Genomic DNA, 25,258 nt, shown 5'->3' on the forward strand with positions numbered 1-25,258 from the left:
CAAGGGTTAGCTCAGAGTAAGGACTGCAGATGAAAATAGTGATCGCACCGGATTCCTGGAAGGAGAGCCTGAGCGCGCTGGAAGTAGCCAGTGCGATAGAGCAAGGCTTTCGCGAGATTTATCCTGACGCGGAATATGTCAGGCTGCCGGTTGCCGACGGCGGGGAAGGGACGGTGGAAGCCATGGTGGCGGCGACCGGCGGGCATCAGGTTCCGCTGACGGTGACCGGGCCGCTGGGGGAGCCGGTAGAGGCATTTTATGGGCTGTCCGGCGATCGCCAGTGCGCCTTTATCGAAATGGCGGCGGCCAGCGGGCTGGAAAGCGTTCCCCCGGCGCAGCGTAACCCGCTGCTGACCACCTCCTGGGGCACCGGGGAGCTCATCCGCCATGCGCTGGACGCTGGTGTGCGGCAGATCATTATTGGCATTGGCGGCAGCGCGACCAATGACGGCGGCGCCGGCATGGCGCAGGCGCTGGGGGCGAAACTGCTGACCGCCGACGGTCAGCAGATCGCGCCAGGGGGCGGTGCGCTGGAGACGCTGGCGCGCATCGATCTTAGCGAGCTGGATCCACGGCTGGCAGATTGTCGGATTGAAGTGGCCTGCGACGTTACCAACCCGTTGACCGGCCCGCAGGGCGCCAGCGCGGTATTCGGCCCGCAAAAAGGGGCGACGGCGCAAATGATTGACCGGCTTGACGGCGGCCTGCGGCACTATGCCTGGATCATCGCCCGTGATTTAGATTGCGACGTGCTGAGCCTGGAAGGCGGCGGCGCGGCGGGCGGGATGGGCGCGGCGCTGTATGCGTTTTGCGGCGCTCAGCTGCGCCCGGGCATTGAGATTGTCACCGATGCGCTGCAGCTGGCGGAGCGGGTGGCGGATGCTGATTTAGTGATCACCGGCGAAGGGCGTATCGACAGTCAGACTATCCACGGTAAGGTGCCGGTGGGGGTGGCCCGGGTGGCGAAGCGATTTAACGTACCGGTGATCGGGATTGCCGGCAGCCTGACCGCCGATGTCGGCGTCGTGCATCAGCACGGGCTGGATGCGGTATTCAGCGTGTTGTACACCATCTGCACTCTGGATGAAGCGCTGGCCAATGCCGCCGCCAATCTGCGGATGACGGCGCGAAACGTCGCCGCGGTTTTGCAGATGGGCGGTAAGCTGTAATTGAGGGATCCCGGCTGGCGCGGCTTCCCGGGAATGTCTCAGCGATGTTGAGGCCGCCAGCACCGCCAGTTTCAGCAGCGCAAGTGGGTAAATTTACGGCAAGCCGCACAGACCGTAGGCCGGGCAAGGCACCGCTGCCGCCCGGCGCAAAAGCGGCTCTCTTCCCACAACACGGCCCGAAGGCCTATACCTGGCGAGCCGGGTGCAGGCCGGGAAGCCCTGCGGTTTTAGACGCCCATCCGGCACGATTCGCGCGCCACATTGTCCATCTCATCTAACAGCTCAAGCAGCTCCGGCTCCAGATCCTCGGCGGCGGTGCCTGCGCGCAGCTGGCTCTCCAGGGTGTGGCACAGCTTTTTCAGCCGCGGCACGCCGCTGTAGCTGCAGCTGCCATGCAGTTTGTGGATCAGATCCACCAGCCCTTCCGGCTGCTCGCCAACCAGTTGCTCTTCCACTTTGTTACGTACCTCCGGCATAAAAGCGATCAGCATCTGCAGCATCTCCCTCGCCAGATCTGGCTTCATCGCCGCCTGGCGCAGCGCCAGCTGCCAGTCGAGCGTCTGGTTATGGTCGATGACCGGCTCTGTGGGCGGTATCGCCGCCGGGGCGATGCTGTGTACTCCGGGCTGATAGCGCAGCAGCAGGGCGTGCAGTTTCTCTTCTTCGATCGGCTTCGCCAGATAGTCGTTCATGCCGGCGCTCAGGAGCTTCTCGCGCTGGCCCTCCAGGGCGTGTGCGGTGACGGCGATAACCGGCGTTAGCTGGTGATGCGGCAGATGATGGATAAGCTCACAAGCGCGGATGCCGTCCATATCCGGCATCTGAATATCCATCAGGATCAGATCCATCTGCAGTTGCTTGGCCTTGTCCACCGCCTGCTGGCCGCTGTCGCAGAGGATCACCTGCTGCACAAGGTCATCCAGCAGGGCGCCAATGAGCTTCAGGTTTGCCGGGTTGTCGTCGACGGCCATCACGGTCATCGGCAGCTTATGGCTGTCGGCCTGCGTCAACGGCGCGGAGGCTGTCGCATGATTGGTGGCCACCAGCGCTGGCAGTAAACGGGTGGTGGTGAGCGGTTTCAACAGGCAGGCGGCGACGCCATCGCGTTTCAGGGCTTCGGCGCTAACCTGGGCATGACACGGCAGAGCCAGCAGTACGTTGTCTGACATCGCGCAGGCTTTGGCTAATTTTTCCCGGTGCGGTGACAAATCGCGCATTGAGACCGGGATACCGACCAGCAGAATGTCGTACTGGGCTTCCGCCAGCGAGGAGAAGGTGGGGCTGTAGATCACCTCCAGCGGCGTGGCGGCCAGCATCTCCAGCGTGCACTGCGCCGCCGTCGCGTTGGCTTCCACATAGGCCAGACGCTTGCCCGCCAGCCCGTCGGTATTCAGCATATCCGGGATGGCGTTCGGGTTGAGATCGAGGTTGATATGGAACCAGAAGGTGGAGCCGCGGTTCGGCTGACTGTGAAACGAGATATCGCCGCCCATCTCCTTGACCAGACGCTGGGTGATCACCAGCCCGAGCCCGGTGCCGCCGTGGCGGCGTGAAATACTGGCATCGGCCTGACGGAAGGCCTGGAACAGCCGGGACTGATCGCGCTCGGGGATGCCGATGCCGGTATCGTGGATCTGAATTTCGATCTGCACCCGAGAATTACTGATGGCCCGCTGCTCCACCAGCACGTCGATATTACCGTGCTCGGTAAATTTGATGGCGTTGCCCACGAGGTTGGTCACAATCTGCTGCAGACGCAGCGGGTCGCCGATGACGTTATCCGGCACGTTGTTCTTAATGTTCAGCGTCAGCTCCAGCCCCTTATCATGCGCGGAATGCGCCAGCAGGGTGACCACCTCATCAAGCGAGGTGCGCAGCAGGAACGGAATGCTCTCCAGGATGAGTTTCCCCGCCTCCAGCTTGGAAAAGTCGAGCACGTCGTTGATGATCGCCAGCAGATTATTGGCCGAGCGTTCGATGGTGGTCAGGTGGTCGCGCTGCGTGGCGTTGAGATCGGTTTTCAGCGTCAGGCGGGTAAAGCCGATCACCCCATTGAGCGGGGTGCGCAGTTCGTGGGACATATTGGCCAGGAATTCAGACTTAATGCGCGCCGCCTCCTGGGCGCGCTTTTTCGCCAGGTCCAGTTCGACGTTCTGAATCTCCATCTGCTCAAGGGTTTCCCGCAGATCGGAGGTGGCCTGGTCGACGTTGTGCTGCATCTCCTCATGGTACGCCGCCAGCGACATGGCCATCGAGTTGATGCCGTTTTTCAGCATATCCAGCTCGCCGAGCATAAAGCCCTCGACCCGACTGTCCAGCTGCCCACGGCGGATGCGGTCGACGGTATTGACCATATTGCGGATAGGGCCGGTGACGTCGCGCATCAGGCGCCAGCCGAAGATCAGCGCAATGCCGATGCAGAACAGCATCATCACGCTGGAGATGAAAATCTCTTTGTACTGCTGCAGGCGGACCGATTTCAGATCCAGCTCCAGCGCGACGTAGCCCAGCATATTGCCCGGCATTTTGGCATCGGATTCGGGGGATTCATCCGGCGAATAACTTTCCGAGACGATCGGCGTGCGCAGGATCATCATGTCGCCGTCGCGGATGACGCTGAGACGACGGGGAAACGCCTCGCCTTTTGGGATCTGCAGGTCGCTGGGGTTGAGCTGGTAATTGGAGGTGACAAACAGGCGGTTATGCGAATCGTACACCGAGATGGCCCGCACGATCTCCGAGTGGCGACGATGCAGAACGCTGATCAACTGGCCGATGGATTCGCGGTTTTGCAGATTCATGCCATATTCGCTGGAGACCGCCAGCGGCTCAATAATGCTGGTGCCGGCGTCCTCCAGCTGACGTTGCAGGTCGTTATAACGGTGAGCGACAAAGAAAACACTGAGCAACAGCCCTATCAGGACGGTTGGCGCCAGAATCAGAATCATCATGCGAGCACGCAGGCTGTAGTTGGTCATGCGGTTCCATTATGGGAGAATATAGACATCATCGTTCGGTGCGCGTCGGTGCGCTTCGCGGCGCTGCCGCTCTGAACGAGCTCGTTTTATTTGATTGAGACAACTCTCTACGATGGCGCAATTCTACTCTGCAAAACGGCGTGTGACGACGCGCCAGATCATAACCGTTACAGTCAACGACCTCGATCCCTTTGGCCAGGGCGTGGCCCGCCACCAGGGGAAAGCGCTGTTCGTCGGCGGCGTGCTGCCGCAGGAGCAGGCTGAGGTGGTGCTGGTGGAAGACAAAAAGCAGTACGCCCGCGCCCAGGTGAAACGCCGTCTGACCGACAGCCCGCAGCGCCAGGCGCCGCGCTGCCCCCATTTTGGCGTGTGCGGCGGCTGCCAACAGCAGCATGCCAGCATCACGCTTCAGCAGCAAAGTAAACGCGCCGCGCTGGCGCGCCTGATGAAGCGCGAGGTGGATGAGATCATCGCCGGCGAGCCGTGGGGCTATCGCCGTCGCGCGCGCTTAAGCTTGAATTATCAGCCAAAGACCCAACAATTGCAGATGGGTTTTCGTCAGGCCAGCGACAAAGCGATCGTCGATGTGGTGCAGTGCCCTGTTTTGGTGCCCCAACTTGAGGCGCTGCTGCCCGCCGTGCGCGAGTGCTTAAGCGCGCTGAGCGCATTACGCTGCCTTGGCCACGTCGAGCTGGTGCTGGCGGACAACGGCCCACTAATGGTGCTGCGCCATACCGCTGCGCTGCCGGCCGCTGACAGGGAAAAACTGGAACGTTTTTCGCAAACTCACGGTCTTTCCCTGTACCTCGCGCCGCAAAGCGAGATACTGGAACATATTCACGGCGAAGCGCCATGGTATACCTCAGACGGACTACGCTTAGTGTTCAGTCCGCGGGATTTTATCCAGGTCAACGACGGCGTGAATCAGCAGATGGTGCGTACCGCGCTGGCGTGGCTGGATCTGCAGCCCGAAGACCGGGTGCTGGATCTGTTCTGCGGGATGGGCAATTTTACCCTGCCGCTGGCGACTCGCGCCGCCCACGTGGTCGGGGTGGAAGGGGTGCCGGCGCTGGTGGAGAAGGGGCGGGAAAATGCCGCCCTCAATGGTTTATCCAATGTCACCTTCTTCCATGAAAATCTGGAAGAGGATGTCACCCGCCAGGCCTGGGCGAAGCACGGCTTTGATAAAGTGCTGCTGGACCCGGCCCGCGCCGGCGCGCCGGGCGTGATGCCGCATATTATAAAACTGGCGCCGCGGCGGGTGGTGTATGTTTCCTGCAACCCGGCGACGCTGGCGCGAGACAGCGAAACCCTGTTGCAGGCTGGATATCAGATTCAACGCCTGGCGATGCTGGATATGTTCCCGCATACCGGTCATCTGGAATCAATGGTGTTGTTTGAGCGCAGGCTTACATAAGGTCATTCACAACGTCGCAGAAGAGCCGCCCCGGCCATCAATGCTGACGTGACCTGCAGGATGACATGTAGAAAGTTGAGGCTTGCCGACTTCGGCAGGCCGGTCCCTTAAGGAGAGGACAATGGTTGCGGTAAGAAGTGCACATCTTAATAAAGCTGGTGAATTTGACCCGAAGAAATGGATCGCGAGTCTGGGGATTTCCAGCCAGCAGTCGTGTGAGCGCTTAGCCGAAACCTGGGATTATTGTCGCGAAAAAACGCAAGGACACCCGCTGGCGGACCTGCTGCTGTGGCGGGGCGTCGAAATGGTGGAGATCCTCTCCACCCTAAGTATGGATATCGATACCCTGCGCGCGGCGCTGCTGTTCCCGCTGGCCGACAGCGAAGTCGTCAGCGAAGCGGTCATGCAGGAGAGCGTGGGTAAATCGGTCGTGACCCTGATTCACGGGGTACGGGACATGGCCGCCATCCGTCAGCTGAAAGCTACTCATACCGACTCAGTATCTTCCGAGCAGGTGGATAACATTCGCCGCATGCTGCTGGCGATGGTGGACGATTTCCGCTGCGTGGTTATCAAGCTTGCCGAACGTATCGCGCATCTGCGCGAGGTCAAGGACGCGCCGGAAGATGAGCGCGTGCTGGCGGCGAAAGAGTGCACCAATATCTATGCTCCCCTGGCGAACCGCTTAGGTATCGGCCAGCTGAAGTGGGAGCTGGAAGATTACTGCTTCCGCTACCTGCACCCGGCAGAGTACAAGCGTATTGCCAAACTGCTCCACGAACGCCGTATCGACCGTGAGCATTATATCGACGAGTTCGTCGGCCACCTGCGGGCAGAAATGAAAGCCGAAGGGGTCAAGGCCGAGGTCTATGGTCGGCCGAAGCATATCTACAGCATCTGGCGCAAAATGCAGAAAAAACACCTCGCCTTTGACGAGCTGTTTGACGTTCGCGCGGTGCGCATCGTGGCCGAGCGGTTGCAGGATTGTTATGCCGCGCTGGGGATCGTTCATACTCACTACCGTCATCTGCCGGATGAATTCGATGATTACGTGGCCAACCCGAAACCCAACGGCTACCAGTCTATCCACACCGTGGTGCTGGGGCCGAGCGGCAAGACGGTGGAGATTCAAATCCGCACCCGGCAGATGCATGAAGACGCCGAGCTGGGCGTGGCCGCGCACTGGAAGTACAAAGAGGGCGCGGGAGCGGGTACCAGCGGCGGTCGCGGCTATGAGGACCGTATCGCCTGGCTGCGCAAGCTGATTGCCTGGCAGGAAGAGATGGCCGACTCCGGCGAAATGCTCGACGAAGTGCGCAGCCAGGTCTTTGACGACCGGGTGTATGTCTTTACGCCGAAAGGCGACGTGGTGGACCTGCCGGCGGGGTCGACGCCGCTCGATTTTGCCTACCATATCCACAGCGACGTCGGTCATCGCTGCATCGGCGCTAAAATCGGCGGCCGCATCGTGCCGTTTACCTATCAGCTGCAGATGGGCGATCAGATCGAAATTATTACCCAGAAGCAGCCGAACCCGAGCCGCGACTGGCTCAACCCTAACCTCGGCTACGTTACCACCAGCCGCGGACGCTCCAAAATTCACGCCTGGTTCCGTAAGCAGGATCGCGACAAAAACATTCTTGCCGGCCGGCAGATCCTTGACGATGAGCTGGAGCATCTGGGCATCAGCCTGAAGGATGCGGAAAAGCACCTGCTGCCGCGCTACAATTTCAACGAGCTCGATGAACTGCTGGCGGCCATCGGCGGCGGCGATATCCGTCTCAACCAGATGGTCAACTTCCTGCAGGCGCAGTTCAATAAACCGAGCGCCGCCGAGCAGGATGCGGCAGCGCTGAAGCAGCTGCAGCAGAAAACCTATGCTCCGCAGAACCGCACCAAGGATAATGGCCGGGTGGTGGTGGAAGGGGTTGGCAATCTGATGCACCATATTGCCCGCTGCTGCCAGCCGATCCCGGGCGATGAGATCGTCGGCTTTATCACTCAAGGGCGCGGGATTTCCGTGCATCGCGCCGACTGCGATCAGCTCGCTGAACTGCAGTCGCATGCCCCGGAGCGCATTGTCGATGCGGTATGGGGCGAAAGCTACTCGGCGGGATATTCGCTGGTGGTCAGGGTGGAGGCGAACGATCGCAGCGGGTTACTGCGCGATATCACCACCATCCTCGCCAATGAGAAGGTGAACGTGCTGGGCGTCGCCAGCCGCAGCGATACCCGTCAGCAGCTGGCCACCATCGATATGACCATCGAGATTTACAACCTGCAGGTGCTGGGCCGGGTGCTCGGTAAGCTGAACCAGGTGCCCGATGTGATCGACGCGCGTCGTCTGCACGGCGGTTAATTCGTCTCCAGGCCGGATAAGGCGAAGCCGCCATCCGGCAATTTCGCAACGTCGGATAAGGTCGAAACGCCTTATCCGGCCGACTTTTTTTTGAATTTCCAGGATTGTCACATGACTCAGATTGACCGCTTGCTCGGCATCATGCGCCGCCTGCGCGACCCGGAAAACGGCTGCCCGTGGGATAAAGAGCAGACCTTTGCCACCATCGCCCCCTATACCCTCGAAGAAACCTATGAAGTGCTGGACGCTATTTCGCGAGAGGATTATGACGACCTGCGCCGTGAGCTGGGCGATCTGCTGTTCCAGGTGGTGTTCTATGCGCAGATGGCGCAGGAAGAGGGACGTTTTAACTTTGACGATATCTGCGCCGCCATCAGCGACAAGCTGGAGCGCCGCCATCCCCATATTTTCGCTGATGCCACCGCGGGAAACAGCAGCGAAGTCCTGGCCCGCTGGGAGCAGATCAAAAGCGCGGAGCGGGCGGAAAAAGCCCAGCACTCGGCGCTGGACGACATTCCGCATAGCCTGCCGGCGCTGATGCGCGCGCATAAAATCCAGCGTCGCTGCTCGGCGGTCGGTTTTGACTGGACCTCGCTGGGCCCGGTGCTCGACAAAGTGCATGAAGAAATTGATGAAGTGATGCATGAAGCGCAGCAGGCGGTGGTGGATGAAGCGAAACTGGAAGAGGAAGTGGGCGATCTGCTGTTCGCCACGGTGAATTTATCCCGCCATTTAGGGGTCAAAGCCGAGGTGGCGCTGCAAAAAGCGAACCGCAAATTCGAGCGGCGCTTTCGCGAAGTCGAGCGCATTGTCGCCGCCCGCGGCCTGGAAATGACCGGCGTCGACCTCGATACCATGGAAGAAGTATGGCAACAGGTAAAACGCCAGGAAACTGATCTCTAACGAGTTTTCGTGATCAAGCGCGATTTGTGTGATTTTATAAATAACAAGCGCTTGATTTACGTCAAAAACATTTCGCCAAAAGCGTCTATTTTCTCTTTCCGTTATGTCGTTGAAACACCATGTAGCCTGCCTCTTCGAGTTGTTCGGGTCGCAACACAGGTGCAACTTGAAGAACGAAGGGGAGGGGAAGAATGAAAGTTTGTGGCGTCACGCATGTTCGGGTATACTACTTTCCCGTCCTGGTTATTCCATCGTTTTACCCTAACTTCTCAGGTTCAGCATGACAACGAACTATATTTTTGTGACCGGCGGGGTCGTATCCTCTCTGGGTAAAGGCATTGCCGCAGCCTCCCTGGCAGCCATTCTTGAAGCCCGTGGTCTCAACGTGACCATCATGAAACTGGATCCGTATATCAACGTCGATCCGGGCACCATGAGCCCAATCCAGCATGGGGAAGTGTTCGTTACTGAAGACGGCGCAGAAACCGATCTGGACCTGGGCCACTACGAGCGTTTCATCCGCACCAAGATGACTCGTCGTAACAACTTCACCACCGGTCGAATCTACTCCGACGTGCTGCGTAAAGAGCGCCGTGGCGACTATCTGGGCGCAACCGTACAGGTTATTCCGCACATCACCAACGCCATTAAAGAGCGCGTACTGGCTGGCGGCGAAGGCCATGACGTGGTGCTGGTGGAAATCGGCGGTACCGTAGGCGATATCGAATCCCTGCCCTTCCTCGAAGCTATTCGTCAGATGGCGGTAGAGATCGGCCGCGAGCATACCCTGTTTATGCACCTGACTTTAGTGCCGTACATGGCCGCCGCCGGTGAAGTCAAAACCAAACCGACTCAGCACTCCGTGAAAGAGCTGCTCTCCATCGGTATTCAGCCTGACATCCTGATTTGCCGCTCCGATCGCGCGGTTCCGGCCAACGAACGGGCGAAAATTGCTTTGTTCTGTAACGTTCCGGAAAAGGCTGTTATTTCTCTGAAAGACGTCGATTCCATTTATAAAATTCCAGGCCTGTTGAAATCTCAGGGGCTGGACGATTATATTTGTAAACGATTCAGCTTAACTTGTCCGGAAGCAAACCTGGCCGAATGGGAACAGGTAATCTATGAAGAAGCCAATCCGGCAGGCGAAGTCACCATCGGCATGGTCGGTAAGTACATTGAACTGCCGGACGCCTACAAGTCGGTGATTGAAGCGCTGAAACACGGTGGTCTGAAAAACCGCGTTACCGTCAACATCAAGCTGATCGATTCGCAGGATGTGGAAACGCGCGGCGTCGAAATCCTCAAGGATTTAGATGCTATCCTTATCCCGGGCGGCTTCGGCTACCGCGGTGTGGAAGGTAAGATCGCCACCGCGCGCTATGCGCGTGAGAACAATATTCCTTATCTGGGCATTTGCCTGGGTATGCAGGTTGCGCTGATTGAATTCGCGCGCAACGTAGCGGGTATGGAAAACGCCAACTCGACGGAATTTGTGCCAGACTGTAAATACCCGGTTGTGGCCCTGATTACCGAATGGCGTGACGAAGATGGCAACGTTGAAGTCCGCTCTGAGAAGAGCGATCTGGGCGGCACCATGCGCCTGGGCGCGCAGCAGTGCCAGCTGGATGAGGATTCTCTGGTACGCCAGCTGTACGGCGAGCCGACCATCACCGAGCGCCATCGTCACCGCTACGAAGTCAACAACATGTTGTTGAAACCGATTGAAGCTGCCGGTCTGCGCGTTGCGGGCCGTTCCGGGGATGATCAGTTGGTCGAGATCATCGAAGTGCCGAACCATCCGTGGTTTGTGGCCTGCCAGTTCCACCCGGAGTTTACTTCGACGCCGCGTGATGGACACCCGCTGTTTGCCGGCTTTGTGAAAGCCGCCAGCGAGTACCAGAAACGCCAGGCGAAGTAAAAAGAGTTAGAACGGCAATGCACCCATCCGGGTGCATTGTTTGTCTGGAGTTTTAGTTTAACTTGTACTGAGGAAAACCTAATGTCCAAAATCGTTAAAGTCATCGGTCGTGAAATCATCGACTCCCGTGGTAACCCGACTGTTGAAGCCGAAGTACACCTGGAAGGTGGTTTCGTCGGTATGGCAGCTGCTCCGTCAGGTGCTTCTACTGGTTCCCGCGAAGCGCTGGAACTGCGCGATGGCGACAAATCCCGTTTCCTGGGTAAAGGCGTAACCAAAGCTGTTGCTGCGGTAAACGGCCCGATCGCTCAGGCAATCCTGGGCAAAGATGCCAAAGATCAGGCTGGCATCGACAAGATCATGATCGACCTGGACGGTACTGAAAACAAATCTAACTTCGGTGCGAACGCAATCCTGGCCGTTTCTCTGGCGAACGCCAAAGCAGCTGCTGCCTCCAAAGGCCTGCCGCTGTACGCGCACATCGCTGAACTGAACGGCACTCCGGGCAAATACTCCATGCCGGTTCCGATGATGAACATCATCAACGGCGGTGAGCACGCTGACAACAATGTCGACATCCAGGAATTCATGATTCAGCCGGTTGGCGCGCCGACCCTGAAAGAAGCAGTACGCATGGGTTCTGAAGTGTTCCATCACCTGGCGAAAGTGCTGAAGTCCAAAGGCATGAACACTGCCGTTGGTGACGAAGGCGGCTACGCGCCGAACCTGGGTTCCAACGCCGAAGCGCTGGCTGTTATCGCTGAAGCGGTTAAAGCAGCAGGCTACGAGCTGGGCAAAGACATCACCCTGGCGATGGACTGCGCAGCGTCTGAATTCTACAAAGACGGTAAATACGTTCTGGCCGGCGAAGGTAACAAAGCGTTCACCTCTGAAGAGTTCACTCACTTCCTGGAAGAGCTGACCAAACAGTACCCGATCGTCTCCATCGAAGATGGCCTGGACGAATCTGACTGGGAAGGTTTCGCTTACCAGACCAAAGTACTGGGCGACAAAATCCAGCTGGTTGGTGACGACCTGTTCGTAACCAACACCAAGATCCTGAAAGAAGGCATCGAAAAAGGCATCGCTAACTCCATCCTGATCAAATTCAACCAGATCGGTTCTCTGACCGAAACTCTGGCTGCTATCAAGATGGCGAAAGACGCTGGCTACACCGCTGTCATCTCTCACCGTTCTGGCGAAACTGAAGACGCGACCATCGCCGACCTGGCTGTGGGTACCGCTGCAGGCCAGATCAAAACCGGTTCTATGAGCCGTTCTGACCGCGTTGCTAAATACAACCAGCTGATTCGTATCGAAGAAGCGCTGGGTGAGCAAGCGCCGTTCAATGGTCGTAAAGAGATCAAAGGCCAGGCTTAATCCTGTCCTTGTGAAATAACCATGCCAGCCTTCGGGCTGGCATTTTTTTTATACCTGCGACCATTATTTAAAGTCGACGGCCATTTGCTGAGGGATCGACAGCCCGCGGGTGGTTTCCACGCAGCGGTCGATGTAATCGGTAAAGCGCGGCGGTTTTGGCATCCCCATGCTTAGCAGCTTGTCGTTGCTAAAGCGCACGTTCAGCGTGGCGAACGCGCCATATAAGCGCATCGCTTTCAGCATCAGTCGCTCATTGCACGGCCCAAAAATTCCTTTCAGTTCGCGACGCATTTTGACCAGCGTTTCATAACTCACCTGGGCGTACTTATCTCCCACCGGCGCCTGCTCCAGCGCCAGGGCCATCGCCCGGTCGATGTCGGCAAACTTCACGCTGTTCTCCTCACCGGCAGAGATATGCACTACCTCGCCGTGGGCCAGCGGCTGGTTAAGCAGCATCAGCAGGGCGTCGGCGCAGTAGTCCACCGGGATAACATCGATTCGGTCCTCCATCGCGCACATAAATTTCTGCAGCATCAGTCCCATGCTGAATACCCAGAAAATACTGCTGGAAGGCCGGCAGCCGTGATGAGTATGGCCCACCACAATAGAAGGGCGGGCAATGACCAGCGGTAGCGTAGGGCAGTGCTGCTGCATCAGTTGCTCGATGGCCGATTTCGAGTGGGTATATTCCACCAGATGCTCGGCGCGCTGCCGAAACTCCGCGCTCTCGGCGACCAGCGAATCCGGCTCCGGTGAGCAGGACATTGCGGTGCCGACGTGGAGAAAACGCTGCAGACCCGCCACCTGCGCCATCCGTTGCGCCAGACGCAGCGTACCCGTAACGTTAACCTTCCAGATGAGCGGGTTGCTGCCAAACGAGGCGACAGCGGCGCAGTTGAGAACATGGGTGACTTGCTCAAGCCGCGGATCGTTAAGAAAATGCTCCGGAGAGGCGAGATCGCCCAGCAGGATCTGCTGCGGTCGCAGCATCGCCAGTTTCTCCTCGGCGATGTTGAACTTACGCATGTTTTCCTTGACCCGTTCCAGGCCTGCCTCGGGGCTGTTGGCACGCACCAGTAGCAGCAGATCTAATTGGCTATCCTGATGGAGTATTTTCTCTAACGCCGCGCCGCCCAGAAAACCGGTGACGCCGGTAATGAATAATGTGGTCATAAACGCTATCTCATTATGGTTGGTCTGCGGGATTCTAGGAGGGCCAAAGTAAACGACGATTAAATAAAAAATGGCGGGCAGCAGGACTTTATTAAGAGGGGCTTAAGCTTATTTTCGGCGGCGGATTGGATTCGACTCTCAGACCAGGTAAATAATTCACTCTTTCATGTATCAATTTGTACATGCATGTATTTAAACATGTTTTTTATTTTTCCGCTGACGTTTTTTATGTTCTGGTATATAACACGAAAAACATCTTCTGTTACATCTTTCTTCGCTGCAGTACGCTCCGCTGTTTATTTAAATCCTTACCACACTAATGAAATAAACGAAAACAGATGCATACTTTTAATTAACAATGAATAACGTCCGGGGTGAGAAAGCGACCCCGTGAGGGAAAAACGATCGCAGCGCAGGACAAGACCTGGACAGTGAAATCTGCGATAATAAGCGTTTATCACCCTAAACAGAGATGACTATGCAGTACCCGATTAACGAGATGTTCCAGACCCTGCAAGGCGAGGGTTACTTCACCGGCGTGCCTGCCATTTTTATTCGTCTGCAGGGATGCCCGGTAGGATGCGCGTGGTGTGACACCAAGCATACCTGGGACAAACTGACCGATCGGGAAGTGTCGTTGTTCAGTATCCTGGCGAAAACCAAAGAGAGCGATAAGTGGGGGCCGGCAAGCAGTGAAGATCTGCTGGCGATTATCGGTCGTCAGGGGTGGACTGCCCGCCACGTGGTCATTACCGGCGGTGAGCCCTGCATTCACGACTTAACGCCGTTAACCTCGCTTCTGGAACAAAACGGCTTTAGCTGTCAGATTGAAACCAGCGGCACCCATGAAGTGCTTTGCAGCCACAACACCTGGGTGACGGTTTCCCCGAAGGTCAACATGCGCGGCGGGTATGACGTGCTGTCTCAGGCCCTGCAGCGGGCGGATGAGATCAAGCATCCGGTAGGGCGCGTCCGCGACATCGAAGCGCTGGACGAACTGCTGGAAACGCTGAGCGATGACAAACCGCGGATCATCGCCCTGCAGCCGATCAGTCAGAAAGAAGACGCGACGCGCTTGTGTATCGACACCTGCATCGCCCGTAACTGGCGCCTGTCCATGCAGACGCATAAATATCTGAATATCGCCTGATAAAAAAGCCCGGTAGCATACTGACCGGGCTTTTTTTCGCTTACTCGCCGCGATAGACGCAGCCGGCGGTGCAGGTCTCTTTCACCATCACGGCGCTCAGCAGCGGCACCCGCGGTTTCATCTCATCCCAGATCCATTTGGCCAGCACTTCGCTGGTAGGGTTTTCCAGACCGGGGATATCGTTCAGATAATAGTGGTCCAGGCGATCGTAGGTCGGCTTGAAGGCGGCCTTCAGCTCGGCGAAATCCATGATCCACCCGGTATGGGGATCGACTTCACCGGTTATCTCCAGACGCACCATAAAGGAGTGGCCATGCAGGCGACCGCATTTGTGTCCTTCCGGGACGTGCGGCAGGTAGTGGGCGGCTTCGAAGGTGAAATCTTTAAACAGCGTGGTGGACATCATTGACTCTCAACAGGACGAAAAAAACCGCCGTAGGGTACCGGAAAGTACATTTTTTCGCATTAACTAAAACGGCCCTGAACAGAAAATCGACACATTTATCTGGGTTAAGTCCATAAAGTTTCGATATTTCAGATGGTTATTTAATCGATTTTGTTGTTAATAACTACAACTAAAACCGGTTAGTCCATTTGGTTATTTATTATTTCCATCCCTTCTTTAATTGTTACTATGCCCGCCGTTAACCTTCTATTCTCTTCTGTTTTTGTCGCGCTGACAGGGTGCGAATAACAGCTTTGCTTACTGGAACAAACGACGCATGACGACACAGGCCCCACCTTCCAACTTGCTGCCGCTCAACCCGGAGCAACTGGCGCGCCTTCAGGCGGCCACCACTGACTTCACGCCCACTCAGCTCGCCTGGGTGTCTGGCTATTTCTGGGGCGTGCTGAATCAGCACTCTGGCGCAGCGGCAGCCGCTCCCGCCCCGGCCGCCGAGGTCCCGACGATCACGCTGATTTCCGCCTCGCAAACCGGCAACGCTCGCCGCGTCGCCGAAGCGCTGCGTGACGATCTGCTGGCGGCGAAGCTGAACGTGAAGCTGGTGAATGCAGGTGATTATAAATTCAAACAAATTGCTGCTGAAAAACTGCTGGTGGTCGTGTCCTCCACCCAGGGGGAAGGTGAGCCGCCGGAAGAAGCGGTCGCATTGCATAAGTTTCTGTTCTCTAAAAAAGCGCCGAAGCTGGACGGAACCGCATTCGCCGTCTTTGGCCTCGGCGATACCTCTTATGAATTCTTCTGCCAGTCCGGCAAAGATTTCGACAGCAAGCTGGCCGAACTTGGCGCGGAACGCCTGCTCGATCGCGTCGACGCCGACGTTGAATATCAGGCTGCGGCCGCTGAATGGCGCGCGCGCGTCGTTGAGGTGCTGAAGGCTCGTGCGCCGGTCGCCGCGCCCGCTCAACTGGCCGCCAGCGGCGCAGTGAACGACATTCATACCAGCCCATACACCAAAGAGGCTCCGCTAACGGCGACCCTGTCGGTCAACCAGAAAATCACCGGCCGCGATTCAGAAAAAGATGTACGCCATATCGAAATTGACCTCGGTGATTCCGGTCTGCGCTATCAGCCGGGTGACGCGCTGGGCGTCTGGTATCAAAACGATCCTCAGCTGGTGAAAGAGCTGGTGGAGCTGCTGTGGCTGAAAGGCGACGAGCCGGTAACCGTCGAGGGCAAAACCCTGCCGCTGGCGGAAGCCCTGCAGTGGCATTTTGAGCTGACGGTCAACACCGCCGCTATCGTTGAGAACTATGCCACCCTGACCCGCAGCGAATCGCTGCTGCCGCTGGTGGGCGATAAAGCTCAGCTGCAGCAGTATGCCGCCGCGACGCCGATCGTCGATATGGTCCGTTTCTCCCCGGCGCAGCTGGACGCCGAGGCGTTAATCGGTCTGCTGCGCCCGCTGACGCCGCGTCTGTACTCCATTGCCTCCTCGCAGGCGGAAGTGGAGAGCGAAGTGCATGTCACCGTGGGCGTGGTGCGCTATGACATTGAAGGCCGCGCCCGGGCTGGCGGCGCCTCCAGCTTCCTCGCCGACCGCGTGGAAGAGGATGGCGAAGTCCGCGTCTTCATCGAGCACAATGACAACTTCCGTCTGCCGGCTAACCCGGAGACGCCGGTGATCATGATTGGCCCGGGCACCGGTATTGCGCCGTTCCGCGCCTTCATGCAGCAGCGAGCAGCGGACGGGGCGCCAGGTAAGAACTGGCTGTTCTTCGGCAACCCGCACTTCACTGAAGATTTCCTCTATCAGGTGGAGTGGCAGAGCTATGTAAAAGAGGGGCTGCTGACCCGTATCGATCTGGCCTGGTCCCGCGATCAACAACAAAAAATCTATGTGCAGGACAAACTGCGTGAGCAGGGGGCCGAGCTGTGGCGCTGGATCAATGATGGCGCCCACATTTATGTCTGCGGCGACGCCAATCGTATGGCGAAAGACGTGGAACAGACTTTACTGGAAGTGATTGCCGAATACGGCGCGATGGACGCCGAAGCGGCGGACGAATTTTTAAGTGAGCTGCGCGTTGAGCGCCGTTATCAGCGAGATGTCTACTAATGAGCGAAAAACATCCGGGGCCTTTAGTGGTCGAAGGTAAACTGACCGATGCCGAGCGTATGAAGCTCGAGAGCAACTACCTGCGCGGCACCATTGCGGAAGATTTAAACGACGGTCTGACCGGCGGTTTTAAAGGCGATAACTTCCTGCTGATCCGTTTCCACGGTATGTACCAGCAGGACGATCGCGATATCCGCGCGGAACGCGCCGCTCAGAAGCTGGAGCCGCGCCATGCAATGCTCCTGCGCTGCCGTCTGCCGGGCGGGGTGATCACCACCACCCAGTGGAAGGCGATCGATAAGTTTGCCGCCGAGAACACCATTTACGGCAGTATTCGCCTGACCAACCGGCAGACTTTCCAGTTCCACGGCATTTTGAAAAAGAACGTCAAGCCGGTGCATCAGATGCTGCACTCGGTGGGGCTGGACGCGCTGGCCACCGCCAACGATATGAACCGTAACGTGCTGTGCACCTCCAACCCGTACGAGTCGCAGCTGCACGCCGAGGCCTACGAGTGGGCGAAAAAGATCTCCGAGCATCTGCTGCCGCGCACCCGCGCCTATGCCGAAATCTGGCTGGATCAGAAAAAGGTCGCCACCACTGACGAAGAGCCGATCCTCGGTCAGACCTATCTGCCGCGTAAGTTTAAAACCACGGTGGTGATCCCGCCGCAGAACGATATCGATCTGCACGCCAACGACATGAACTTCGTGGCGATCGCCGAAAACGGCAAGCTGGTGGGCTTTAACCTGCTGGTGGGCGGCGGTCTGTCTATCGAACACGGTAACAAAAAAACCTACGCCCGCACGGCGAGCGAATTCGGTTATCTGCCGCTGGAGCATACTCTGGCGGTGGCGGAAGCGGTCGTGACCACCCAGCGCGACTGGGGTAACCGTACCGACCGTAAGAATGCGAAAACCAAGTACACCCTTGAGCGCGTTGGCGTCGAAACCTTCAAGGCGGAAGTGGAGCGCCGGGCAGGTATTAAGTTTGAGCCGATCCGCCCGTACGAATTCACCGGGCGCGGCGACCGCATCGGCTGGGTGAAGGGGATTGATGATAAATGGCACCTGACGCTGTTTATTGAAAACGGCCGCATTCTGGATTATCCGGGGCGCCCGCTGAAAACCGGTCTGCTGGAGATTGCTAAGATCCATCAAGGCGAATTCCGCATCACCGCCAACCAGAACCTGATCGTCGCCAGCGTACCGGAAGATCAGAAGGCGCGGATCGAGAAGCTGGCGCGGGATCATGGCCTGATGAATGCCGTCACCCCGCAGCGCGAAAACTCGATGGCCTGCGTCTCCTTCCCGACCTGCCCGCTGGCGATGGCGGAAGCCGAGCGTTTCCTGCCGTCGTTTATCGACAAGGTGGAAGGGGTGATGAGCAAGCACGGCGTGAGCGATGAGCATATCGTCACCCGCGTCACCGGCTGCCCGAACGGCTGCGGTCGCGCGATGCTCGCGGAAGTGGGGCTGGTGGGGAAAGCGCCAGGTCGCTATAACCTGCACATCGGCGGTAACCGCAGCGGCACCCGCATCCCGCGGATGTACCGGGAGAACATTACCGAGTCGGAAATTCTCGACTCGCTAGACCAACTGGTAGGGCGCTGGGCGAAAGAGCGCGAAGCGGGTGAAGGCTTCGGCGACTTTACGGTGCGTGCGGGCATCATTCGCCCGGTGCTCGATCCAGCCCGCGATTTCTGGGAGTAACATCCTGGTGCCCGGTGGCGCGTAGCGATCCGGGCCTGTAAAACCCGTAGGCCGGGCAAACGCAGTGCCGCCCGGCAAAACAGGCAAACGAGGTTCTTATGTCCGTACTCGATCTAAACGCGCTTAATGCATTGCCGAAAGTGGAACGCATTCTGGCACTCGCGGAAACCAACGCCCAGCTGGAAAAGCTCGACGCCGAAGGGCGTGTGGCCTGGGCGCTGGAAAACCTGCCGGGAGACTATGTGCTGTCGTCAAGCTTTGGCATTCAGGCGGCGGTGAGTTTGCACCTGGTGAACCAGATCCGCCCGGACATTCCGGTGATCCTTACCGATACCGGTTACTTGTTCCCGGAAACCTACCAGTTTATTGATGAGCTGACGGACAAACTCAAGCTGAACCTGAAGGTCTACCGCGCGGCTGAAAGCGCGGCCTGGCAGGAGGCGCGCTACGGCAAGCTGTGGGAGCAGGGCGTTGAGGGCATTGAGAAATACAATGAGATCAACAAGGTTGAACCGATGAACCGGGCGCTGAAAGAGCTCAACGCGCAGACGTGGTTTGCCGGTCTGCGCCGCGAGCAGTCGGGCAGCCGGGCTACGCTTCCGGTGCTGGCGGTCCAGCGCGGGGTGTTCAAGGTGTTGCCGATTATCGACTGGGATAACCGGACGGTGTATCAGTACCTGCAAAAGCACGGGCTGAAATACCATCCGCTGTGGGATCAGGGCTATCTGTCGGTAGGCGATACCCACACCACCCGCAAATGGGAGCCGGGCATGGCAGAAGAAGAGACCCGGTTCTTCGGGCTTAAACGCGAGTGCGGATTGCACGAGGGTTAATAGCGCCTCCTGAGGGAAAGGTGTGCAAGAGAACACGCGGGTGATGCCGCGTGTTCATTTGCAGCCGTCAGCTTTTCTTCTCCACCTTCGCCAGCTCTTTCACCAGCGGCAGCATCACTTTCACGACATCGCGCCCGCGATGCTCGATCCGTCCCGGCAGCGCGTGGTCGATATACTGCTGATTATCCAGCTGCACGTCATGCCAGCTGATGCCCTGCGGGAAGCTGCGCGATTTGCTCCGCTGCTGATAGCCATCTTTCTTGCCTAATGACCAGTTGGTCGCTTCCACCGACAGCACCGGGATCCCCGCGTTGTCGAAGACGCTGGCGTCATTACAGCAGCTGGTGCCTTTCGGGTAAGCCGGATTGAGTCCCGGATTGGTGTAGGCGGCAATGCCTTTGCTGCGGGCGATAGCCAACGCGCGATCGCGGGTCAGCTTGCGTACCGAGGCCGGCGTGCGGCGGCCGCTGTTGAAGTAAAGCTTATCGCCTACCACCAGGTTATCGAGATTGATCACCAGCAGGGTATTTTTCTTTTCCGCCTCGCTCATCCGCTGCAGCAGGTTTTGCGCGCCGAGACGACCTTCCTCTTCGCCGCTGGTGGCGATAAAGCGAATGCCATAGCGGGTGGGGACGTTCTTTAAATGCTCCGCCAGCTCCAGCATCACCCCGAGCCCCATTGCGTTGTCGTCAATTCCCTGCAGCGTCAGGCCGCCGAGGTTGTTTTCGACGTCTTTATCGCTCTGCGGCGCGTAGGTATCAAGGTGGGCCATGATGATGATTTGCTGGCGAGACTGGCCTTCATGGGCGGCGATCACCGTACTGCCGGTGGCGTTATGCCAGTTTTTACGCTGGTTGCTGTCGGTATAGATGTAGCGGGTATTGAAGCTCCGCACGTCGCTCTGATAGCCCATCCGGGCGAACTGCTGGCGCAGATAGTCAGCTGAGAGCATTTCCGGGGGCGTTCCGGTCATACGTCCCGGGAAGACGGTGGCGATATGGCGAGCCTGACTACTGGCGGTGTCGCCCAGCGCACAGAAGGCGGGGGCGGCGGCGAAAACAAAACCGGTGCCGAGCGCCAGCGGAAGCAGACGGCGGCACAACGCGGAAAACATAAGGGGTCCTTACACGAACGAGACAATTTGACGCGTACAGTATGAAACTGTGACCGCGGTTAAACAATTTCAATTGCTCTTAAATAGCGGAAAAATAGCGTGTTAAGCACTTTTTGATATTTGGATTTCCATCGCGTTATTCCTTTGTGTCACAACTCATTCCATTTCGTAATTTCATTTGCTCTAAGGCGCACCCTATAGTCGCAGTATCGCTGATTGTAAGAGAGTTGTTACCCCGTGGATTACTTGCCCCTTTTTGCCGAACTGAAACAAAGGCCCGTACTGGTGATCGGCGGCGGTGAGATTGCCGAGCGCAAGATCAAGTTCCTGCTGCGAGCCCAGGCGCAGGTGCAGGTGGTCGCCGGGACGTTGTCTCCGGCGCTGGCCGATCTGGCGGCGCGCCAGGCGCTTAGCTGGCGGGCGACGGAATTTAGCGACGCTCTGGTGGACGATGTCTTTCTGGTGATTGCCGCCACGGAGGACGAGGCGCTTAACCAGCGGGTGTTTGCGGCGGCTAACGCGCGCTACCGACTGGTCAACGTAGTGGATAACCAGGCGCTGTGCTCGTTTGTTTTCCCTTCTATCGTCGACCGTTCGCCGCTGCTGGTGGCGATCTCCTCCAGCGGGAAAGCGCCGGTGCTGTCGCGCATTCTGCGCGAAAAAATCGAAGCGCTGCTGCCGACGAACCTCGGGCGTCTGGCGGAATCGGCGAGCTACTGGCGCAACCATCTCAAAACCCGTCTGACGACCACCGAAGCGCGTCGCCGCTTTTGGGAGCGGGTCTTTACCGGTCGCTTCGCCAGCCTGATGGTGGCGGGCAACGCTGCGGAGGCGGAAAAGGCGCTGCAGGATGAGCTGGATAAGCCCGAACGCGAAACGGGTGAAATTATTCTGGTAGGGGCCGGACCGGGCGATGCCGGGCTGCTGACCCTGCGTGGCTTGCAGGCGATCCAGCAGGCGGACGTGGTTTTCCACGATCATCTGGTGACCCAGCCGGTTCTCGAGCTGGTGCGCCGCGATGCCGAGCTGGTTTGCGTCGGCAAACGCGCCGGCGAGCACTCGGTGCCGCAGCATGAAACCAATCAGCTGCTGGTGGAGGCGGCGAAGGCGGGGAAAACCGTCGTGCGCCTGAAAGGCGGCGATCCGTTTATTTTTGGCCGCGGCGCTGAAGAGCTGCAGGCCGCCGCCGCTGCGGGCATCCCGTTCCAGGTGGTGCCTGGCGTCACTGCCGCCGCCGGCGCGACGGCCTACGCCGGTATTCCGCTGACCCATCGCGATTATGCGCAAAGCGCCGTCTTTGTCACCGGGCACTATAAGCCGGACAGCACCCCCTTCGACTGGGCGCTGTTGGCGAAGAGCCAACAGACGCTGGCGATTTACATGGGCACCATGAAGGCGGCGGAAATCAGCGCCCAGCTGATTGCCCACGGTCGCGACAGCAATACGCCGGTAGCGGTGATATCCCGCGGTACCCGCGACGATCAGCAGACGATAACCGGCACATTGCAACAACTCGAACACCTGGCGAAAGACGCCCCGATGCCCGCCCTGCTGGTGGTCGGCGAAGTGGTGCAGCTGCATCAGCAGCTCGCCTGGTTTCAACATACATCATCCGCCGAGGGGTTTAACTCTTCGGTGGTCAATCTGGCTTAAGGAACGGTTATGGACCAAAAACGACTCACTCACCTGCGGCAACTGGAGGCGGAAAGCATCCATATTATTCGTGAGGTGGCCGCCGAATTTTCTAACCCGGTGATGATGTACTCCATCGGGAAAGATTCCAGCGTAATGCTGCATCTGGCGCGCAAAGCGTTTTATCCGGGAACCCTGCCGTTCCCGCTGCTGCACGTCGATACCGGCTGGAAATTCCGTGAGATGTATGAGTTCCGCGACCGTACCGCCAAAGCCTATGGCTGCGAGCTGCTGGTGCATAAAAACCCGGAAGGGGTGGCGATGGGCATTAACCCGTTCGTCCACGGCAGCGCCAAGCATACCGATATCATGAAAACCGAAGGGCTGAAGCAGGCGCTGAACAAATACGGCTTTGACGCCGCATTCGGCGGCGCGCGCCGTGATGAGGAGAAATCCCGCGCCAAAGAGCGCATCTACTCCTTCCGCGACCGCTTCCACCGCTGGGACCCGAAAAACCAGCGTCCGGAGCTGTGGCACAACTACAACGGCCAGATTAACAAAGGCGAAAGCATCCGCGTCTTCCCGCTCTCCAACTGGACCGAGCTGGATATCTGGCAGTACATCTATCTGGAAAACATCGAAATCGTGCCGCTGTATCTGGCCGCTGAGCGCCCGGTGCTGGAGCGCGACGGCATGCTGATGATGATCGATGACGACCGTATCGATCTGCAGCCGGGCGAAGTGATTGAAAAGCGGATGGTGCGTTTCCGTACCCTCGGCTGCTGGCCGCTGACCGGCGCAGTGGAGTCTGAAGCGCAAACGCTGCCGGAAATTATTGAAGAGATGCTGGTATCCACCACCAGCGAACGTCAGGGGCGCGTCATTGACCGCGACCAGGCCGGCTCGATGGAGCTGAAGAAACGTCAGGGGTATTTCTAAGGAGCCGCCATGAACACGACCATTGCCCAACAAATTGCTAATGAAGGCGGCGTAGAAGCTTATCTGCACGCGCAACAGCACAAGAGCCTGCTGCGTTTTCTGACCTGCGGCAGCGTCGATGACGGTAAAAGCACCCTGATTGGCCGTCTGCTGCACGATACCCGCCAGATCTATGAAGATCAGCTCTCTTCGCTGCATAACGACAGCAAGCGCCACGGCACCCAGGGCGAAAAACTGGACCTGGCGCTGCTGGTGGATGGCCTGCAGGCCGAGCGCGAGCAGGGCATCACCATCGACGTGGCCTATCGCTATTTCTCCACCGAGAAGCGCAAATTTATCATCGCTGACACCCCGGGGCACGAGCAGTACACCCGCAATATGGCCACCGGCGCGTCCACCTGCGATCTGGCGATCCTGCTGATCGACGCGCGCAAAGGCGTGCTGGATCAGACCCGCCGTCACAGCTTTATCTCCACCCTGCTGGGCATTAAACACCTGGTGGTGGCGGTCAACAAAATGGATCTCGTCGAGTTTAGCGAAGCGCGCTTCAACGAGATCCGTGAAGCTTACCTGACCTTTGCCGAGCAGCTGCCGGGCAACCTCGATATCCGCTTTGTACCGCTGTCGGCGCTGGAGGGCGATAACGTCGCCAGTCAGAGCGCGAACATGCCGTGGTACAGCGGCCCGACCCTGCTGGAAGTCCTCGAAACCGTGGAGATCCAACGGGTAGTAGAGAGCCAGCCGCTGCGCTTCCCGGTGCAGTATGTTAACCGTCCGAACCTCGATTTCCGCGGCTTCTCCGGTACGGTCGCCTCCGGCACCGTGCAGGTCGGCCAGCGCCTGAAGGTGCTGCCGTCGGGCGTCGAATCGAGCGTAGCGCGGATCGTCACCTTCGACGGCGATCTGCAGGAAGCCGCCGCCGGGGAAGCCATTACCATTGTGCTGAAAGATGAAATCGACATCAGCCGCGGCGACCTGCTGGTTGACGCGCAAGCCACGCTGCCGGCGGTGCAAAGCGCCAGCATCGACGTAGTATGGATGGCCGAGCAGGCGTTGACCCCGGGGCAGAGCTACGACATCAAAATCGCCGGTAAGAAGACCCGCGCCCGCGTGGACGCTATCCGTTACCAGGTGGATATTAACAACCTGACCCAGCGTGAAGTTGAGTCTCTGCCGCTGAACGGCATCGGGCTGGTGGAGCTGACCTTTGACGAACCTTTAGTGCTGGATCCGTATCAGCAAAACCCGGTGACCGGCGGGCTTATCTTTATCGATCGTCTGACCAACGTCACCGTCGGCGCCGGGATGGTCAACGAGCCGCACCTGCAGGCGTCGACGTCGGCATCGCAGTACAGCGCTTTCGAGCTGGAACTGAACCAGCTGATCCGCAAACACTTCCCGCACTGGGACGCCCGCGACCTGCTGGGAGGCAAATAATGGCCCAGCATGACGAAAACGTCGTCTGGCATGCCCACCCTGTGACCCAGCAGCAGCGGGAACAGCATCACGGCCATCGCGGCGTGGTGCTGTGGTTTACCGGCCTTTCGGGGTCGGGTAAATCCACCGTCGCCGGGGCGCTGGAGGAAGCCTTGCATGAGCGCGGCGTCAGCACCTATCTGCTGGACGGCGATAACGTGCGTCATGGCCTGTGCAGCGACCTGGGATTCAGCGATGAGGATCGCAAAGAGAACATTCGCCGCGTCGGTGAAGTGGCCAGGCTGATGGTCGATGCCGGGCTGGTTGTATTGACGGCATTTATATCTCCGCACCGCGCGGAGCGACAGATGGTGCGCGAGCGCCTGGGGGAGGGACGCTTTATCGAAGTGTTCGTCGATACCCCGCTGGCCATTTGCGAGGCGCGGGATCCGAAAGGATTGTATAAGAAGGCGCGGGCAGGGGAATTACGCAATTTTACCGGCATAGACTCGGTCTATGAGGCACCGGAAAAGGCGGAAATTCATCTGGATGGTGAACAATTGGTAACAAATTTGGTGCACCAACTATTAGACCTGCTGCAACAGAGCGATATTATCAGATCCTGAAACGGCAGCGGCATCGA

18 protein-coding genes are annotated in these 25,258 nt (G+C 58.3%); 14 read left to right on the forward strand and 4 right to left on the reverse strand.

The window, feature by feature from the left end:
* The first annotated feature begins 29 nt into the window (after nucleotides 1–29).
* Nucleotides 30–1,169: a glycerate kinase gene (locus MKS11_RS02670; RefSeq protein ID WP_064150787.1), complete on the forward strand. Its 1,140-nt coding sequence runs from the start codon at nucleotides 30–32 to the stop codon at nucleotides 1,167–1,169.
* Nucleotides 1,170–1,396: 227 nt separating this feature from the next.
* On the opposite strand, the gene barA is transcribed toward MKS11_RS02670, so the two are convergent.
* The gene (barA, locus tag MKS11_RS02675; RefSeq protein ID WP_004205572.1) at nucleotides 1,397–4,147 is read right to left on the reverse strand and encodes a two-component sensor histidine kinase BarA; all 2,751 of its coding nucleotides are present in this window, start codon (nucleotides 4,145–4,147) and stop codon (nucleotides 1,397–1,399) included.
* Nucleotides 4,148–4,259: 112 nt separating this feature from the next.
* Between barA and rlmD the strand changes: the two genes are divergently transcribed.
* The 5 genes from rlmD (at nucleotide 4,260) to eno (ending at nucleotide 12,124) form a co-directional block, all read left to right on the forward strand.
* A complete protein-coding gene (gene rlmD, locus MKS11_RS02680; protein WP_004205574.1) occupies nucleotides 4,260–5,564 on the forward strand; it encodes a 23S rRNA (uracil(1939)-C(5))-methyltransferase RlmD in 1,305 nt (434 codons plus the stop codon).
* 121 nt (nucleotides 5,565–5,685) lie between these two features.
* Nucleotides 5,686–7,923: a GTP diphosphokinase gene (relA, locus tag MKS11_RS02685; RefSeq protein ID WP_004205575.1), complete on the forward strand. Its 2,238-nt coding sequence runs from the start codon at nucleotides 5,686–5,688 to the stop codon at nucleotides 7,921–7,923.
* A 111-nt stretch (nucleotides 7,924–8,034) separates the two neighbouring features.
* The gene (gene mazG, locus MKS11_RS02690; RefSeq protein ID WP_087770884.1) at nucleotides 8,035–8,826 is read left to right on the forward strand and encodes a nucleoside triphosphate pyrophosphohydrolase; all 792 of its coding nucleotides are present in this window, start codon (nucleotides 8,035–8,037) and stop codon (nucleotides 8,824–8,826) included.
* Nucleotides 8,827–9,106: 280 nt separating this feature from the next.
* Nucleotides 9,107–10,744, forward strand: a complete 1,638-nt coding sequence (pyrG, locus tag MKS11_RS02695) for a glutamine hydrolyzing CTP synthase (RefSeq protein WP_004205579.1) — start codon at nucleotides 9,107–9,109, stop codon at nucleotides 10,742–10,744.
* 81 nt (nucleotides 10,745–10,825) lie between these two features.
* Nucleotides 10,826–12,124, forward strand: coding sequence for a phosphopyruvate hydratase (eno, locus tag MKS11_RS02700; protein ID WP_002915213.1), 1,299 nt, complete (start codon nucleotides 10,826–10,828; stop codon nucleotides 12,122–12,124).
* A 63-nt stretch (nucleotides 12,125–12,187) separates the two neighbouring features.
* Here eno and MKS11_RS02705 read toward each other — a convergent pair whose 3' ends face one another.
* Nucleotides 12,188–13,297: an SDR family oxidoreductase gene (locus MKS11_RS02705; RefSeq protein ID WP_004205581.1), complete on the reverse strand. Its 1,110-nt coding sequence runs from the start codon at nucleotides 13,295–13,297 to the stop codon at nucleotides 12,188–12,190.
* 478 nt (nucleotides 13,298–13,775) lie between these two features.
* Between MKS11_RS02705 and queE the strand changes: the two genes are divergently transcribed.
* On the forward strand, nucleotides 13,776–14,447 hold the full coding sequence (gene queE, locus MKS11_RS02710) for a 7-carboxy-7-deazaguanine synthase QueE (protein ID WP_049004707.1): 672 nt from the start codon (nucleotides 13,776–13,778) through the stop codon (nucleotides 14,445–14,447).
* 40 nt (nucleotides 14,448–14,487) lie between these two features.
* Here the strand turns inward: queE and queD are convergent, their stop codons facing one another.
* A complete protein-coding gene (gene queD, locus MKS11_RS02715; RefSeq protein WP_162825595.1) occupies nucleotides 14,488–14,853 on the reverse strand; it encodes a 6-carboxytetrahydropterin synthase QueD in 366 nt (121 codons plus the stop codon).
* 316 nt (nucleotides 14,854–15,169) lie between these two features.
* Between queD and cysJ the strand changes: the two genes are divergently transcribed.
* The 3 genes from cysJ to cysH all read left to right on the forward strand — a co-directional run bounded on the left by cysJ (nucleotide 15,170) and on the right by cysH (nucleotide 19,514).
* Complete coding sequence (cysJ, locus tag MKS11_RS02720) at nucleotides 15,170–16,969, forward strand: NADPH-dependent assimilatory sulfite reductase flavoprotein subunit (protein WP_087770883.1); 1,800 nt, start codon at nucleotides 15,170–15,172, stop codon at nucleotides 16,967–16,969.
* Nucleotides 16,969–18,681, forward strand: coding sequence for an assimilatory sulfite reductase (NADPH) hemoprotein subunit (gene cysI, locus MKS11_RS02725; RefSeq protein ID WP_004205585.1), 1,713 nt, complete (start codon nucleotides 16,969–16,971; stop codon nucleotides 18,679–18,681). Before cysJ ends, cysI begins: the two co-directional genes overlap by 1 nt.
* A 98-nt stretch (nucleotides 18,682–18,779) precedes the next feature.
* The gene (gene cysH / locus MKS11_RS02730) at nucleotides 18,780–19,514 is read left to right on the forward strand and encodes a phosphoadenosine phosphosulfate reductase (RefSeq protein WP_004205586.1); all 735 of its coding nucleotides are present in this window, start codon (nucleotides 18,780–18,782) and stop codon (nucleotides 19,512–19,514) included.
* 67 nt (nucleotides 19,515–19,581) lie between these two features.
* Here cysH and MKS11_RS02735 read toward each other — a convergent pair whose 3' ends face one another.
* On the reverse strand, nucleotides 19,582–20,628 hold the full coding sequence (locus tag MKS11_RS02735) for an aminopeptidase (RefSeq protein WP_017899183.1): 1,047 nt from the start codon (nucleotides 20,626–20,628) through the stop codon (nucleotides 19,582–19,584).
* 246 nt (nucleotides 20,629–20,874) lie between these two features.
* On the opposite strand from MKS11_RS02735, the gene cysG reads away from it, so the two are divergent.
* The 4 genes from cysG to cysC are packed head-to-tail and all read left to right on the forward strand — an operon-like array spanning nucleotide 20,875 to nucleotide 25,241.
* On the forward strand, nucleotides 20,875–22,281 hold the full coding sequence (cysG, locus tag MKS11_RS02740; protein ID WP_165455571.1) for a siroheme synthase CysG: 1,407 nt from the start codon (nucleotides 20,875–20,877) through the stop codon (nucleotides 22,279–22,281).
* Between the two features lie 9 nt (nucleotides 22,282–22,290).
* Entirely contained in the window at nucleotides 22,291–23,199 is a 909-nt protein-coding gene (cysD, locus tag MKS11_RS02745; RefSeq protein ID WP_002915160.1) for a sulfate adenylyltransferase subunit CysD, read from the forward strand.
* A 9-nt stretch (nucleotides 23,200–23,208) separates the two neighbouring features.
* Complete coding sequence (gene cysN, locus MKS11_RS02750) at nucleotides 23,209–24,636, forward strand: sulfate adenylyltransferase subunit CysN (protein ID WP_004205589.1); 1,428 nt, start codon at nucleotides 23,209–23,211, stop codon at nucleotides 24,634–24,636.
* Nucleotides 24,636–25,241 carry an adenylyl-sulfate kinase gene (gene cysC / locus MKS11_RS02755; protein WP_002915158.1) on the forward strand — a complete coding sequence of 202 codons (606 nt, stop codon included), beginning with the start codon at nucleotides 24,636–24,638 and terminating at the stop codon, nucleotides 25,239–25,241. The genes cysN and cysC overlap by 1 nt, the downstream gene beginning before the upstream one ends.
* Nucleotides 25,242–25,258 lie beyond the last annotated feature (17 nt).

The organism is Klebsiella sp. K5-45, assembly GCF_030128605.1.
Classification (GTDB): domain Bacteria; phylum Pseudomonadota; class Gammaproteobacteria; order Enterobacterales; family Enterobacteriaceae; genus Klebsiella; species Klebsiella quasipneumoniae.